The following is a 14,443-nucleotide window of genomic DNA, read 5'->3' as shown; positions in this document are numbered from 1 at the left end:
CTGACCTGAGGTCAAGCCCTCTCGTCAGGGGCACCCGACGTGCTTGCGCGCGAAGTCGAGCTGCAGGGCCGTCTGCGCGATGCGCTCGGAGACGACCAGCGAGCCGCGGATGGCGTCGTAGGTGTAGACCTCGTGCTCGCGGCCGTGCTCGGCCAGCCTCGCCACGTACTTCTCGATCTGGCGCAGCGGGCAGCGCGTGTCGTTCTCGCCGGCCAGGATCAGCAGCGGGGCCTTGATCTGGTCGACGTACGTGATCGGAGAGCTGGCCGCGTACCGCTCGGGCTGCTCGTCGGGCGAGCCGCCCAGCAGCGCGCGGTGGTAGGCGCGCAGGCTCTCGGCCTCGTCCTCGTACGACGTCTGGTGGCAGGCGATCGGCACCGCGGCGATGCCGCACGCCCACATGCCGGGCTGGGTGCCGAGGCCGAGCAGCGCGAGGTAGCCGCCCCAGGACGTGCCGGCCAGCACCGTACGCGTGCCGTCCACGATGCCGTGATCGACCACCCACTCGCGCACGGCCGTCACGTCGGCCAGCTCGATGTGGCCGACGTCGCCGTGCAGCGCGTCGCGCCAGTCGGAGCCGTAGCCGGTGGAGCCGCGGTAGTTGACCCGCACCACCGCGAACCCGGCGTCCACCCAGGCCGCGACCTCGGGCGAGAACTCGTCGCGGTCGTGCGAGGTCGGCCCGCTGTGCAGCAGGAACACCGCAGGGTAGGGGGCCGTGCCGGTCTCGGGCCTGGACACCAGCGCGTGGATGCGCCCGCCCTCGCCCTCGACGTCGATGTCCTCGACGGGCACGCTCGGCGGCGCGGGCGGGCCGCCGGCGTTGAGCACGACCTGGCCGCTGGTCGAGCGGATGACCGGTGGGCGGGAGGCGCTCGACCAGGAGTATTCGACGTGGCCGCCGGGCCTCGGCGCGGCCTCCTCGATCACGCCGTGCGGCGTCTCGATGAGGGTCAGCCCGCCGCCTCTGAGGTCGTAGCGGTGCAGGTGGGTGCGGGCGCGGTCGTCGCGCAGGATGAGCAGGCCGCGGCCGTCGTCGTACCACTCGGCCGAGAGCTCGCCCGAGTCGCGCAGCCAGATCTCGCGCTGCTCGCCGGTCGCCGGGTCCCAGACGAGGGGCTCGTTGCGGCGGCGGCGCTCGTGCAGGGCCAGCAGGCGGCGGTCGCCGACGACGGGGGCGAAGCTCAGGCCGACCACGCCCTTGCCTGGACCGTCGTGCAGCTCGCCGACCACCCGGCCGTCCTGGCGTATGACGCGCAGCGCCGGGTGGCGGAAGTCGCCGTACTCGCCGTGGTTGATGGCGATGAGGGAGCCGTCGAGCGACATGGCGGCCACCCAGGCGGCCTCGGTGTGCTCGTAGAGGGTCTCGGTGGGCGCGCCCGGGCGTACGAGGTGCACGCGGAACCTGTCGCCGCTGGCCAGGCTGATGGCGGCGGCGCCGGTGGTGGACAGCGCGATGCCGCTGGGCTGGCCCGGCTCCAGGTCGGTCGCGACCGGCTCGCCCTGGCCGCCGGTGAACGGCTGGCGCCACCATCCGCCGAGCTCGTCACCGTCGGTGTCGGCGAACCAGTAGATCCACTGGCCTGTGGGGTCGATGGCCGCGTACGCGGTGCCCTTGGGCTGGTCGGTGACCTGGCGGGTGGTGCCGGCGACGCGGTCCCACGCGTAGACCTCCCACTTGCCGGTGGCGTTGGAGCGGTAGATGGAGCGGTTCGGGGCCTGGCGCGCCCAGGACGGCAGCGTCATGCGCGACGCCCGGAACCTGGCCTGCCAGCGTTCCTCCGCCTTCATCCGGTGCGCCCCCTCCCATTGGTGTCCCGCGCCTCGGGGCGTGGGATGTCGTCCAGTATTGCGCCTGTGCCGGGGAAATTCTCCGAAAATGTGCGGGAATTTCGGACTAAATGCCCCATCAGTAACACCAGTCGCACAGGTCCGTCAAGAAACAGATCTTGATCGGGGCGCCGGTTCGAAGATAGACAGCTGAAACGCCGCACGGGTTACTACACCCTGCTTTCCTGCGGCGACATTCTCGGCCACAAATGCGGCAATTCGCGCATCGAGAGTGTCCGGCTCGCTATGCCACGCGTTCGGGCCCATGCCGACGACCTGGGCGATGTCACCATGCCCCAGCTCCATCTCGAACTCGATCGAGCGCCGGTCGATCTCCACGAAACCCTCGAGGCTGCGTGCCACCCTGCGCTCCTTCTCCTCGTCCACCGAGAGCAGCCCCAGCTGCTCGACCAGCGGACTCAGGTGATGCGGCGCCGGAGTGACGACCACCGCCGCGCCGCCGGGACGCAGGATGCGCCGGAATTCGGGCCCGTTCCTGGGCGCGAACACGTCGATCACCACATCGGCCACCCCGCTCCTGATCGGAAGCGGGCGCCACACGTCGGCCACGAACGCCCCTGCCCTGGGATGCACCCGCGCCGCCCGGCGTACAGCGTGCTTCGACACATCGAACGCCATCCCGATGCCATCGTTCATCGCATTGAGCACGGCCGCCAGATAGTGCCCGGTGCCCGTGCCTGCGTCGACCACCACCGGCGAGATCCTGCCCACCACGCCACGGTCGTCGACGATGTCCGGCTCCTGCCCGGAACCTCCTGGTCCCGTGCCGTCGCCAGCCTCCACTCCCGCCCCACGGTACGCCCTCAACTCCGCGCCGTCATTCGTTTCGGTGGAGGACTCATGTTCTGCTGGAACGATTCGGCTCCGTACGGCGCCGGCGAGCGCGTCGGCGAGTGGTGCGTAATGTCCTTTGTCGAGGAATTCGGCCCTGGCCGCCACCATCGCGGCGCTGTCGGCGGTGCCCGGCGGCCGCGATCCGACCAGCAGGCTGACGTATCCCTGCCGCGCCACGTCGAAGGAGTGCCCGGCCGCGCAGCGCAGGGCGGCGCCGTCCAGCCGGAGGTCGGCTCGGCAGACGGGGCAGATGAGGTGGTCGACGATGTCGGCGAGCATGCGGCCATTCTGGTGCACGCTCAGGCGGCGGCTGCTTCCAGGAGGAAGGCGGCGTTGGAGGGCGTCGAGCGCAGCCGCTCCACCAGCACCTCCATCTTGCGGGTCCGCTCCATCGCCGACAGCGAGCGGCGCAGCCGCCAGACGATCTGCCGCTCCTGGTCGTGCAGGAGGATCTCCTCGCGGCGGGTGCCCGAGGCGTCGAGGTCGACGGCGGGGAACAGCCGCCGCTCGGCCAGCTCGCGGGTCAGGTGCAGCTCCATGTTGCCGGTGCCCTTGAACTCCTCGTACAGGCTGTTGTCCATGCGGGAGCCGGTGTCCACGAGCGCGGTGGCGATGATGGTGAGCGAGCCGCCGCCCTCGACGTTGCGCGCGGCGCCGAAGAAGCGCTTCGGCGGGTAGAGCGCGCGGGCGTCGATGCCGCCCGTCAGCACGCGGCCGCCGTTGGGCGCCACGTTGTTGTACGCCCGCCCGAGCCTGGTCAGCGAGTCGAGCAGCACCACCACGTCCTGGCCCGCCTCGACGAGCCGCTTGGCCCGCTCGATGACCAGCTCGGCGAGCGCCGTGTGGTCGCGGTCGGGGTGGTCGAAGGTGGAGGCGTAGACCTCGCCGTCGATGCGGGCGCGCATGTCGGTGACCTCTTCGGGCCGCTCGCCCACCAGCAGCACCATCAGGTGCACCTCGGGGTGGTTGCGGGCGATCCCGGCGGCCAGGGCCTGCATGACCATCGTCTTGCCGGCCTTGGGCGGGGCCACGATGAGGCCGCGCTGTCCCTTGCCGATGGGGGCGAACAGGTCGATGACGCGGGTGCTGAGCGACTCGGTCTCGATGCTCAGCCGCTCGGTGGGGTGGATGGGGGTGAGGGCGCCGAAGGCGGGCCTGTCGTGCCAGTCGGACAGGCCGTTGACCGACTCGACGCCGACCAGCTTGTTGCCGGCGAAACGCGCGGTGACGTGGTCGCCGGGGCGCAGGTCGTACTGGCGGAGTTTCTCGGGCGGGACGCGGACGTCGCCGGGTCCCGGCAGGTGAGCCGCCCTGATGAAAGCGGATTTGTCGTGTACGTCCAACAGGCCGCTCACAAGGCGGACTTGAGCGGACGAACGCTGCTCGGGAATGGTGTGCACAGACATGGTGGGCCCCTTTGAGGGAGATGCGCCAGATCGTGCGTCACGATCGGCGGTGGTGAAAGAGCGGGCCGCCGCCGTCCAGTGGAAACCGGAAGAGAACGGGCGAAGCCCGAGTCGAGAGAGATCGAAGCGGAGCTGAAGCTCAACGCTTGGTGGGAACATACCACACGATCTGGTTCATACAACGCCTAGCCCTGTTGGGCTATTCCGGGGTCGTTCTCGTGTCTTCGCCCGCGCGGAAGTCTCTGGCGAGTGACAATGTTCTTCGTAGCACCGGCCCGCGAGGAAAATTACCGCAGCCGGTGTATCGAACGGCACAGAGCCCCCATCGGCGCAGCGTCATCGTGTCAAGTGGCATGCAGGATCCCTGCAACTCGATGAGGGTTCCATAGGCACATACGAAGAAGACTCCTTGGGGGAGCACCATGAAGACCGTCAGCCGCTGCCCGCGGTGCCACCACGAGCTCGACGAGGGCCCGATCATCTACCGCTGCGCCAACTGCCGCCGCGCCGTCTACGCCGCCGACATCGAGAACGAGTACGTTCCCCGGCAGCCAGTCGCCGCCTAGTCTGGGCGGATGCCGCACCAACCGATCATCACCGGCTCCGGCGTCGAGGTCACACCCCTCTGCGACGCCGTCGGGCCCATGGGGCCGTCGATCCGCCGCCCGCCGGCCGAGCTGTTCCCCGGCTCCAGGCTCCCCGACGAGCCCTGGGTCCTGCACTTCCACTGCTATCTGCTCCGCGACGCCGCCGACCGGCTGACCCTGGTCGACACCGGCATCGGCGCCGCGGACTCCCCGGCCGCGAGCTGGGCGCCGGTCCCCGGCACGCTGAGCGGCGAGCTGGCCGCCGCGGGCGTCACGCCCGCCGAGATCGGCACGGTCATCCTCACCCACCTGCACAGCGACCACGCCTCCGGCACGGTCGCCGAGGGCAGGCCGGTGTTCGAGAACGCGCGCCACGTGCTCCAGCGGGCCGAGCTGGACGCCGCCGCGGGCCCCATGCTCGACGAGGTCGTCACCCCGCTCAAGGACCTGCTCCACGTCGTCGAGGGTGACACCGAGGTCGCGCCGGGCGTCCACGTGCACGCCACGCCCGGCCACACCCCCGGGCACCAGATCGCCCGCGCGGGAGAGCTGGCCATGACCGGCGACCTGGTCCTGCATCCGGTGCAGCTCGCCGATCCCGCGATCCGCTACCTCTACGACGACGACCAGGAGACGGCCGCGCGCACCCGCGCCGACGTGCTCGCCCGGCTCAGGGCCGAGCAGGCGATCCTCGCGACGGCCCACTTCAGCGAGCCGTTCCACCGCCTCTGACGCCGCTGGGAACGCCGGGCCGGCCCCCTCAAACCGGGCCCCCTCAGAAGGGCCGCTCCCTCTGAATGGGCCGCCCCCTCGGAAGGTCAGCGGCCGGCCATGGCCGGCTGGTCGGCGAGGAGGGACGACGGCAGCGCCACCGTGGCGGTCAGGCCGCCGTACGGCGAGGACACCAGCCGGACCTTGATGCCGTGCCTGGCCGCCAGCCGGGAGACCACGAACAGGCCGAGCCGGTCGCTCTGCGCGAGGTCGAACTCGGGGGTGTTGGTCAGCCGGTCGTTGAGCTCGTCGAGCTCGGTCCTGGGCAGCCCGAGCCCCCGGTCCTCCACCTCCACCACCATGCCGTGCGGGCTGAGCGCGCTGCGCACGTCCACGCGGGTCCTGGGCGGTGAGAAGAGGGTGGCGTTCTCGATCAGCTCGGCCATCAGGTGGGCCACGTCGGTGACGACCGAGCCGATGAGCGCGACGGGCGGCGGCTGCAGCACCTCGACCCGCTCGTACTCCTCGACCTCGGCGACGGCGGCGCGCAGCACGTCGTGCACCGACACCGGGTTGCGCCAGCCGCGGCCTGGCGTCTGGTCGGACAGGATGATCAGGCTCTCGGCGTGGCGCCGCATGCGGGTGGTGAGGTGGTCGAGCTTGAACAGGTCGGACAGCGTCTCCGGCGCCTCCTCGGCCCGCTCCATGCTGTCCAGCTGCAGGAGCTGGCGGTGCAGCAGCGACTGGTTGCGGCGGGCCAGGTTCACGAAGACCTGGCTGACGCCGTGGCGCAGCCTGGCCTGGTCCACGGCGGCCTCCACGGCGGTGGCCTGCACGTCGTTGAACGCTTGCACGATGTCGCGGACCTCCGTGGTGTCCGCCTCCACCTGGAGGGGCGCGACCTCCTCGGCCGTGGGCGGCTCGGTGTTGGTCCGCAGCCGCTTGACCAGCCCGGCCAGGCGTACCTCGGCCAGCTCGGTGGCGGCGTCGCGCAGCGCGGCCAGCTCGCGGACCAGCCGCTTGCGGAAGCGCAGCGAGAGCAGGATCGAGGCGACGACCGCGAGGAGGCCGGCGCCGGCCGCCACGCCGATCTTGATGAGCATGCCGATCGCGTCCGGCGTCACCCGATCGGCCAGCGTCTTGGTGGACGCGGTCTGGTTGTGCTGGACCGCGGCCCACAGGTTCTCGCCGTCGATGGGCCAGGTGGCCGCCGCCGCGGGCAGGCCGTCCTTCGGCGACTGGTCCTTGACCGCGTCCTCGGCCTCCAGCCACTCCTTGTAGACCGGCGAGGCCGCCAGCCGCTCGTACGACGCCCGCAGCCCCCCGTCCAGGTACGACATCGCCTGCGCGTGGAGCAGCCGCCTCGTCGCGACCATGCCGGTGAACGCCTCCCGCTCGCGCCCGTCCACCCGGCCCCTGGCCAGCACGGCCGCGATCACCGCCCGCTCACGGGAGAGCACCTCGGTGGCCTCGCCCATCGTGATCAGCGCCTTGGCCTGCTGGTACAGCGTCATGTCGGGGACCAGGATCATGCTGTCGTACAGGCGGAAGGAGGCGTCGGCGATCTCGCTGTAGCCGTCGATGACGTCGATGGGCTCGACGACGGAGGCGTCCACCTGGCGGCGGATGTCGATGATCTGGGCGAGCCTGACGTTGAGCGCGCTGAGCTGGTTGAGCATCTCGGGCGGCAGGTTGCGGACGCGGGCGGCCGACGTCTGGAAATGCGTGATCGCCTGGTCGGTGGCGCGGCGCTGCTCGACCAGCTCGTCGGAGCCGCGCCCGTTCATCATGAGCCCGACGGACAGCAGCCGCTCGTTCTGCAGCGCGACGTTGACCTGCACGGACGGGCCGGTGAGGTTGTCCGACATGTCCTTTGCGGCCAGCAGGCGCAGGCCGTCGCCGCCGGTCAGGCCGGCCGCGAACGCCCACAGCCCCACCAGGGACAGCAGGGGGACGAGCAGGAGGACGAGCAGCTTGACGGTGATGGGGCGGCCACGCGTGGGGGGCATGCGACCTCCGGGTGCATGATGAGACCGCCTCGCAGATTACACCCCCCTTTGAGAGGATTTCCGTGCGTCTTCCGCGATCTTTCTCCGGCTGGACCATCGGCGTCTTCGGCGTTCTGGCCTTCGCGCTGGGTCTGCTCGGGCTGCTCTCGCCCGGCACGATGCTCACGATGCTCGGTTTCGAGGTGCCGGAGGCGCGGGCGGCCGGCGACTACACGCTGGTCTATCTGGCCGCCTCGTCGATGGCCGCGGTCAACATGGGCGCCTACTACGTCTTCGCCGCCTGCGCGGACTACGTGCCGTTCTTCCGGTGGACGGTGCCGTTCCGGCTGGTGACGTTCACGGTGTTCACCACGCTCGTGGTGACGGGGGCCGCGCCGGGCGAGTTCGTCGGCGTCGGGGTGTGGGAGGGGCTGGGGGCCGTGGTCACCGGGGTCGCGCTGTGGCGCGAGGGCAGGCTGCTGCCCTCGCGCCCGCACGCCGACGCCTGACCAGACGCCTGACCAGACGCCCTGTCCAGACGCCTGACTAGCGGCGTTCCTCGGCACGACCGGCGACCAGGTGGTCGCCCTTGGTCGTCGTGTGCTCGCGCTCGAGCCGCCGTTCCAGGTCGCGCTTCTCGTCCTCCAGCCGGGCCACCCGGTCGGAGGCCTCGGCCCTGGCGCTGCGCAGCCGGCGCCGCTGCCGGGCCGTCCTGCGCGAACCCGAGCCCATCAGCCACAGACCCACCACCAGGAGCGCCGCGGCGGCGGCCCCCGTGAGGAACATCTCGACGTGGCCGAGCTCGAAGGTGTAGCCGAACAGGATGTACCTGGAGCTCTGCTCGAAGAGCACCAGGGCGAAGGCGGCACCGGCGAGCAGGATCAGGAGCAGTCCCAACACGATCATCCAACTCACCCCTTGTCGGAAAGAGAGGCTCTCCACTGCCCGGAGATCGGCGGGATATGCGCGAAGATGACGTTCATGAGACCAGCGGCAGGGGAGGTCCTGCACTTCTCGGAAGACCCGGCGATCGACAGGTTCGAGCCGCATGTCGCGCCGACGAGCCGGCAGAGCGAGCCCTACGTGTGGGCGGTCGGCCACGACCGCTGCCCCGACTACTGGTTCCCGCGCGCCTGCCCGAGGGCGATGGCCTGGACGGGACCGCGCACCACCGAGCACGACAAGCTGCGCATCCTCGGCGCCGGTTGCGGGCCGCGCGTGCACGCCGTCGAGTACGCCTGGCTCAAGGCGATCATGGACGTCCGCCTCTACGCCTACCGGCTGCCCGCCGGCACCTTCGAGCCCATCGGCGACCCGCCGCACGCCATGGTCTCGACGGTCCCCGTGACGCCGCTCGGCCCGCCCGAGCAGGTGGGCGACCTGTTCGAGCTGCACGAGGAGGCGGGCATCCAGCTCAGGGTGCTGGACAACCTCTGGCCGTTCTGGAACGAGGTGACGGCCAGCACCCTGGAGTTCAGCGGGATCCGGATGCGGAACGCGCGTCGATGAGCGCGCGCACCTGCTCCGGCGTCATCGAGCCGGGGGCCAGCCGCTCGCGCGCGACCCGGTTGGCCTCCCGCCGCAGCGTCTCGTTGACCGGCGCGGGCACGCCGTGCTCGCGGCCGATCAGCACGATCTCGCCGTTGAGGTAGTCGGCCTCGATCGAGCCGCTGCCCCTGGCCAGGCTCTGCCAGGACGACCCGCCGCCGCGCTCGACGCCCTCGATGGGCCTGGCGTCCACCTTGTGGCCGCGTACCGCGGCCTCCTCCTCGGGCGTGTGGTAGGCGATGCCGGCCCGGTCGAGCACCGTACGCGCCTCGGCCCGCGCCGACTCGGCCAGCTCGGCCATGCCGGGCGCGTGGCCGACCAGCGCCTCGACGGCGTTGCCCAGGTTGCCGAGCAGCTTGAGGTATTTCCAGCGCATGACGTCGTCGGACGCGTGCGCCACCAGGCCGTGCTTGCCGAGGTCGGTGACGATCTGCTCGCCGAGCTCGTCCACACCCTGGGGATAGCGCCCGACGTGCAGCATCCCCGAATAGGGGTACGCGTGCGCCGCGATGGTCCCCGGCGCGGGGATCTGGGCCGGCAGCCACACGCACATGCCGTAGACCCGCTCGAAGCGCCGCAGCGCCATGCGCTCGTTGGCGACACCGTTCTGGGCGCAGACCACGGGCAGGTCGGACGACCATGGAGCCAGCGCCGCGACGGTGTCCTGCGACTTGGTGGCCACGATGAGCACGTCGCCGTCGCGGGTCGGCACGGGACCGTCGGCGGCGGGCACGGGCAGGGTCTCGGTGCTGTCGGGGGTGAGCAGGCGCAGGCCGTCACGCTTGAGAGCCTCGTAGTGGGCTCCGCGCGCGATGAGGACGACCTCGTGCCCGCCTTGGAACAGGCGGGCGCCGATGGTGCCCCCGACCGCTCCTGCTCCGATGACTATGTAGCGCATCGTCCGAGGATGTCACTCCTCATTTGGCCAGCGCCACCTGGGTGTGCGCGGTGACGGCGGAGCCGCGCGAGCGCTCGCGCCAGATGGTCCGCAGCACCCGCCAGCCGTCGCGGACGGCGTGCAGGTTGCTGGTGCCGTGGATGCGGGAGCGCTCGCGGCTCGGGACCTCGCGGATGACCAGGCCGGCCTGGGCGGCGCGGACGTTCATCAGGGTCTCGATCTCGAAGCCGTCGCAGTCGAGGTCGAGCACCTCCAGGTGGCGCCGCCAGAAGGCGTTGTAGCCGTAGCAGAGGTCGGTGTAGCGGGTGCCGTAGAGCAGGTTGGTGGTGCCGGTGAGGAACCTGTTGCCGAGCGAGCGGATCGGGCTGAGGTCGTCCGAGCCGCCACCAGGGGCGTACCTGGAGCCCTTGGCGAAGTCGGCGCCGTTGATGAGGGTGGCGACGAAGGAGCGGATCTCCCTGCCGTCGGTCGAGCCGTCGGCGTCGATCATGACGATGATGTCGCCGCGGGCGGCCTGGAAGCCCTCGATGAGCGCGTTGCCCTTGCCGCGCCGGGTCTGGACGACGACCCGGAGACCGGGGCGCAGCCTGCGCGCGACGGCGACGGTGTCGTCGGTCGAGTTGCCGTCGACCAGGATCACCTCGTCGATCCAGTCGGGCAGCGTGGCGAAGACGTGAGGAAGGTTCTCGGCCTCGTTCATCGCGGGGACGATGACACTGACGCTCGCGGCGAAAGGCTGCTTGTTCATGGACCCAAGGTCGACCCCAACACATGCAAGTCACTTGCCAATGCCTTGCATAGATCGCGGTTATTCCGGCGGGTCGGCTATTTGTCCTTCTTCGGCCCGGAAAATTATCTCATCAACGGTCTCCTCGACCGTTTGATGGGAGGTATCCAGCCAGAGGCCGATGCGTGGGGTCTCGTCCCGGAGAGCGGCGTCCAGCTGGGAGATCGTCCAGTTTCCGCTGTATCCGGACTTGGCGCGGGCGGCCTCGCGGCGCGCGACTGCGGCCGGATCGGGCGCCAATACGATCACATACAGCGGCCGCGAACGGATCATTTTCGTGAATCGCTGCAAATCCCCGCCGATAATCACATCCTGAACAATTGCCGTGAATCCGGCGTCGAAATACATATCGGCTGTGGCAGCCGCCAGGCGATAACGCAGCCGGAGCTGGCGCACCGCTTCGTCGCCGGCCTCCGGCGTCATCTCGGCGCGCCCGGCGACCACCATCCGGCGGAACACGTCACCGCGTACGTGCGCGGCGCGCGGCAGCCGCTCGGCCAGGGCCTGGGCCACGGTGGACTTGCCCGCGGCCGAGACCCCGGTGATCACGACGACGCCCTTCAAGCGCCCACCAGCTTGCGCACCCGGTCGGCGCCCACCGCCATCAGCAGCGTGGGCAGCCTGGGACCGGTGTCGCGGCCGACCAGCAGCTTGTAGAGCAGCGCGAAGAAGGCCCGCTGGGCCGCCTTGAGCTCGGGCGTCGCCTTCGCGTCGGCCGGCAGGCCCGCCTGGAGCTTCGGCACGCCGTAGACCAGGTCGGTCAGGCCGTCGAGCGTCCAGTCGTCGAGGCCGTCGGCCAGCAGCCGCAGCGCCTCGCGGTCGTCGGCGCCGAGCGAGTCGAGCAGTTCCTGGTCGGGCGACGCGCGCACGCGTGTGCGCTGGTCGGCGGGCAGGTGCTCGTCCACCCAGCGCTGCGCCCTGTCGAGCCTGGGCCGCGCCTCATCCAGCGTCTCGACGCCGTCGAGGTCGCGCAGGATGCGCAGGGTCTGCTCGGCGTGGCCGGTGGTGATGTCGAGCACCGAGGCCAGCGTGCGGTAGGCGACCGGGTGGGGCGTGGCGGGCAGGGGACCCGCCGCGGTGGACACGGCCCTGTCGTACGCCGCCAGCTCAGCGGGCTGCGCCTGCCCGCCCGCGACCTTGCGGCCCAGCGCGTCCCACTCGTCGTAGAGCCGCTGGATCTCGTGGTCGAAGGCGATCTTGAAGGACTGGGCGGGCTTGCGGCGGGCGTACAGCCAGCGCAGGACCGGCGCCTCCATGATGCGCAGCGCGTCGGACGGCGTCGGCACGTCACCCTTCGAGCTGCTCATCTTGGCCATGCCGGAGATGCCGACGAAGGCGTACATGGGGCCGATGGGCTGCTGCCCGCCGAACACCTCGCGGACGAGCTGCCCGCCCACGACCCACGCCGACCCCGGCGAGTGGTGGTCGACCCCCGAGGGCTCGAACACGACCCCCTCGTACGCCCACCGCATCGGCCAGTCGACCTTCCACACCAGCTTGCCCCGGTCGTGCTCGGCCAGCCGCACGGTCTCGCCGAAGCCGCACTCGCAGGTGTAAGCCAGCTCGGTGGTCTCGTCGTCGTAGTTGGTGACCGTGGTGAGGTCGCGCCCGCACAGGTCGCAGTAGGGCTTGTAAGGGAAGTAGTCGCCGCCACGCGGCGGCTCGCCCTCCTTGGTGCGGTAGCGGGAGAGCACGCCGTCGATCCTGGCCCGCTCGCGCACGGCCAGCAGGATTTGCTCGCGGTAGGCCCCCGACGTGTACTGCTCGGTCTGGCTGATGGCGTGCACCTCGACGCCCAGCTCGGCCAGCGCCTCGCTCAGCGGAGCCTTGAAGTGCTCGGCCCAGGAGGCGTGGGGGCTGCCGGGCGGCGCGGGCACCGAGGTCAGCGGTTTGCCGATGTGCTCCGCCCACGACGGGTCGATGCCCGCGGGCACCCTGCGGAAGCGGTCGTAGTCGTCCCACGACAGCAGGTGGACGCACGCGTGGCCGCGCCGCCTGATCTCGTCGGCGACCAGGTGGGGCGTCATGATCTCGCGCAGGTTGCCCAGGTGGATCGGGCCGGACGGGCTCAGCCCCGAGGCGCAGACGATGGGCCGGCCCGGGGCGCGCCGCTCCGCCTCGGAGATCACCTCGTCCGCGAACCTGGAGACCCAGTCGGTCTCCTTACTGTCAGCCATCGCAGCATTGTCGCGGGTCGGCACGGGTGAAGCCAACGCGTTACGCGATCAGCCGGGGTCGTGCGGCTCGATGCGGGGGTCGGAGAAGACCTCGGCCAGTTCGTGACTGACCCGCCTGGCCGCCTCCTCGGTCACCCGCAGCACGTGGCGGCCGGGGGCGACCGCCACGAGCCCGAAGTCGGCGTCGGCGTCGTCGTCGGACAGGCCGAGCAGGCGCAGCGCGTCGTCGAGGGTGGACTCGGGCGGCAGGCGGATCTGGATGATGGCCATGTCAGGCCGCGCGCGTGCGGTTGTGGCGGGCGAGCGCGGCGAGCACGGCGGGCGGGTCGATGACGCCGAAGCCGTAGTCGTGGTCGAAGCCGACCGTGCTGCGGTCGTCGGCCGTGCGGTGCAGCAGCGTACGGAGCTGGGCGGGCGTCAGCTCGGCGGCCGGGCGCCCGGTCCTGACGGCGGCCACCACGCCGGCCGCGACGGGGCAGGCCGCCGAGGTGCCGGTGTCGGCCGGGCCGACCGCCTCAGACCCGGCGAAGTGCGTGTAGGCGCACAGGTCGGGCTTGCGCTCGGACAGCCGGCCAGGACCCTGGGAGGAGTAGCCGACGCGCTCGCCCCGCGTGTCCACGCCGCCGACCGACAGCACCGACGGATGCGAGTTGGCCCCGGTGATGGGCCGGTCGGGGTAGCCGCAGCGCCCGTCGGGGCACTCGCGCCCGCAGTTGCCCGCCGAGAACAGGATGTCGGCCCCCGCCGCCTCCAGGCTGCCCACGATCAGGTTGAACGGGTGCGCCGGGTTGTCGGAGTAGTTGCCCGGGTGTCCCGGCGGGAAGTCCATGTCGGGCGAGAACAGCCCCCAGCTGTTGCTGACCACCAGCGACCTGGACTCGGCCGGCATGGCCCGCAGCACGCGGTCGAGGTGGGCGTAGGCGGCCACGGCGTCCGACAGCAGCCCGTCGGCGAGCGTGCCGCCCTCGCGCCTGCTGAGCAGGACGGGGATGTCGATCAGGGTCGCCTTGGGCGCGGCGAGCAGCACGTCGAACGCGCACATCGAGCCGTGGCCCACCGGGTGGCGGCCCGGCCGCGCGGGCACGCCGGGCGGGCTCCAGCTGCGCTGCGCGTCGAGTGTCACGTCGTGGCCGATGCGGGCGGCGACGTGGCCGGTGTTGACGCCGCCGTCCACGACCGCGACCGTCACGCCGGCGCCGTCGTGGCCCGCCGACCACAGGTCCTGGACGTGCAGCAGCCGCCTGACCTCCGCCCAGTCGCCGACCGGGCCGTCGCCGCCGCAGGTGGGGCTGGGCTGGATGTAGGGGTCGGCGAAGACGCCGGCGACCTCGCGTACGGAGGAGGACAGCAGCGCCGAGCGGGTGGCCAGCTCGCCGTCGGAGATCTCGCCCCTGACCAGCACAGAGGCGTCCTCGGGCGCGAGCGAGAACTGCATGCGCTGGTGGGGCGAGAGCGAGAGCGGGCGGGGGACGGCGACCGGCTCGTACGCCGGGTCGATGAGGACTCCTGGCAGGTCACCGGCGACGTCGGCCGCCACGCTGCGGACACCGGAGTCCATCACCGCCGCGACGACGTCGGGGGCGGGCCGGAGCTGGATCAGGACACGCATGGGGATCCCCTTGAGGTTGCTGTGACCGAACGATTACGTATCGTAAT

15 protein-coding genes are annotated in these 14,443 nt (G+C 71.2%); 4 read left to right on the top strand and 11 right to left on the bottom strand.

Features of this window, described 5'->3' with window-relative positions:
* Window positions 1-24: 24 nt before the first annotated feature.
* The 3 genes from ACFFR3_RS35560 to rho form a co-directional block, all read right to left on the bottom strand.
* A complete protein-coding gene (locus tag ACFFR3_RS35560) occupies window positions 25-1,791 on the bottom strand; it encodes a S9 family peptidase (RefSeq protein ID WP_345393853.1) in 1,767 nt (588 codons plus the stop codon).
* 144 nt (window positions 1,792-1,935) lie between these two features.
* Window positions 1,936-2,964 carry a putative RNA methyltransferase gene (locus ACFFR3_RS35555; protein WP_345393856.1) on the bottom strand — a complete coding sequence of 343 codons (1,029 nt, stop codon included), beginning with the start codon at window positions 2,962-2,964 and terminating at the stop codon, window positions 1,936-1,938.
* A 20-nt stretch (window positions 2,965-2,984) separates the two neighbouring features.
* A complete protein-coding gene (rho, locus tag ACFFR3_RS35550) occupies window positions 2,985-4,091 on the bottom strand; it encodes a transcription termination factor Rho (protein WP_379484575.1) in 1,107 nt (368 codons plus the stop codon).
* A 422-nt stretch (window positions 4,092-4,513) separates the two neighbouring features.
* Here rho and ACFFR3_RS35545 point away from each other — a divergent pair, with 422 nt between their 5' ends.
* Both ACFFR3_RS35545 and ACFFR3_RS35540 read left to right on the top strand, forming a co-directional pair.
* Complete coding sequence (locus tag ACFFR3_RS35545; RefSeq protein ID WP_355415261.1) at window positions 4,514-4,657, top strand: hypothetical protein; 144 nt, start codon at window positions 4,514-4,516, stop codon at window positions 4,655-4,657.
* Between the two features lie 9 nt (window positions 4,658-4,666).
* A complete protein-coding gene (locus ACFFR3_RS35540) occupies window positions 4,667-5,410 on the top strand; it encodes an MBL fold metallo-hydrolase (protein ID WP_364368235.1) in 744 nt (247 codons plus the stop codon).
* Between the two features lie 86 nt (window positions 5,411-5,496).
* On the opposite strand, the gene ACFFR3_RS35535 is transcribed toward ACFFR3_RS35540, so the two are convergent.
* Entirely contained in the window at window positions 5,497-7,398 is a 1,902-nt protein-coding gene (locus tag ACFFR3_RS35535) for a sensor histidine kinase (RefSeq protein ID WP_364368232.1), read from the bottom strand.
* A gap of 62 nt (window positions 7,399-7,460) precedes the next feature.
* On the opposite strand from ACFFR3_RS35535, the gene ACFFR3_RS35530 reads away from it, so the two are divergent.
* Window positions 7,461-7,886, top strand: coding sequence for a hypothetical protein (locus tag ACFFR3_RS35530; RefSeq protein ID WP_364368229.1), 426 nt, complete (start codon window positions 7,461-7,463; stop codon window positions 7,884-7,886).
* A gap of 37 nt (window positions 7,887-7,923) precedes the next feature.
* Here the strand turns inward: ACFFR3_RS35530 and ACFFR3_RS35525 are convergent, their stop codons facing one another.
* Window positions 7,924-8,283, bottom strand: a complete 360-nt coding sequence (locus ACFFR3_RS35525; protein ID WP_345393862.1) for a hypothetical protein — start codon at window positions 8,281-8,283, stop codon at window positions 7,924-7,926.
* 75 nt (window positions 8,284-8,358) lie between these two features.
* Between ACFFR3_RS35525 and ACFFR3_RS35520 the strand changes: the two genes are divergently transcribed.
* A complete protein-coding gene (locus tag ACFFR3_RS35520) occupies window positions 8,359-8,886 on the top strand; it encodes a DUF6886 family protein (RefSeq protein WP_345393864.1) in 528 nt (175 codons plus the stop codon).
* On the opposite strand, the gene ACFFR3_RS35515 is transcribed toward ACFFR3_RS35520, so the two are convergent.
* The 6 genes from ACFFR3_RS35515 to ACFFR3_RS35490 are packed head-to-tail and all read right to left on the bottom strand — an operon-like array spanning window position 8,852 to window position 14,396.
* Window positions 8,852-9,823, bottom strand: coding sequence for a ketopantoate reductase family protein (locus tag ACFFR3_RS35515; protein ID WP_364368225.1), 972 nt, complete (start codon window positions 9,821-9,823; stop codon window positions 8,852-8,854). The two genes, ACFFR3_RS35520 and ACFFR3_RS35515, sit on opposite strands and share 35 nt — an antisense overlap.
* Window positions 9,824-9,842: 19 nt before the next feature.
* On the bottom strand, window positions 9,843-10,571 hold the full coding sequence (locus tag ACFFR3_RS35510; protein ID WP_345393867.1) for a glycosyltransferase family 2 protein: 729 nt from the start codon (window positions 10,569-10,571) through the stop codon (window positions 9,843-9,845).
* 60 nt (window positions 10,572-10,631) lie between these two features.
* Window positions 10,632-11,174 (bottom strand): AAA family ATPase, encoded by a 543-nt coding sequence (locus tag ACFFR3_RS35505; RefSeq protein ID WP_364368222.1) that lies wholly within the window; start codon window positions 11,172-11,174, stop codon window positions 10,632-10,634.
* The gene (lysS, locus tag ACFFR3_RS35500) at window positions 11,171-12,787 is read right to left on the bottom strand and encodes a lysine--tRNA ligase (protein WP_364368219.1); all 1,617 of its coding nucleotides are present in this window, start codon (window positions 12,785-12,787) and stop codon (window positions 11,171-11,173) included. The genes ACFFR3_RS35505 and lysS overlap by 4 nt, the downstream gene beginning before the upstream one ends.
* A 48-nt stretch (window positions 12,788-12,835) precedes the next feature.
* Entirely contained in the window at window positions 12,836-13,057 is a 222-nt protein-coding gene (locus tag ACFFR3_RS35495; RefSeq protein ID WP_345393872.1) for a hypothetical protein, read from the bottom strand.
* 1 nt (window position 13,058) lies between these two features.
* The gene (locus ACFFR3_RS35490) at window positions 13,059-14,396 is read right to left on the bottom strand and encodes a S8 family serine peptidase (RefSeq protein WP_364368216.1); all 1,338 of its coding nucleotides are present in this window, start codon (window positions 14,394-14,396) and stop codon (window positions 13,059-13,061) included.
* Window positions 14,397-14,443: the final 47 nt, after the last annotated feature.

Origin of the sequence: Nonomuraea salmonea (assembly GCF_042428605.1) — a bacterium.
GTDB classification, from domain to species: Bacteria; Actinomycetota; Actinomycetes; order Streptosporangiales; family Streptosporangiaceae; genus Nonomuraea; species Nonomuraea salmonea.
The sequence above is the reverse complement of the archived record's forward strand: the minus strand, read 5'-3'. Positions and strand labels throughout refer to the sequence as shown.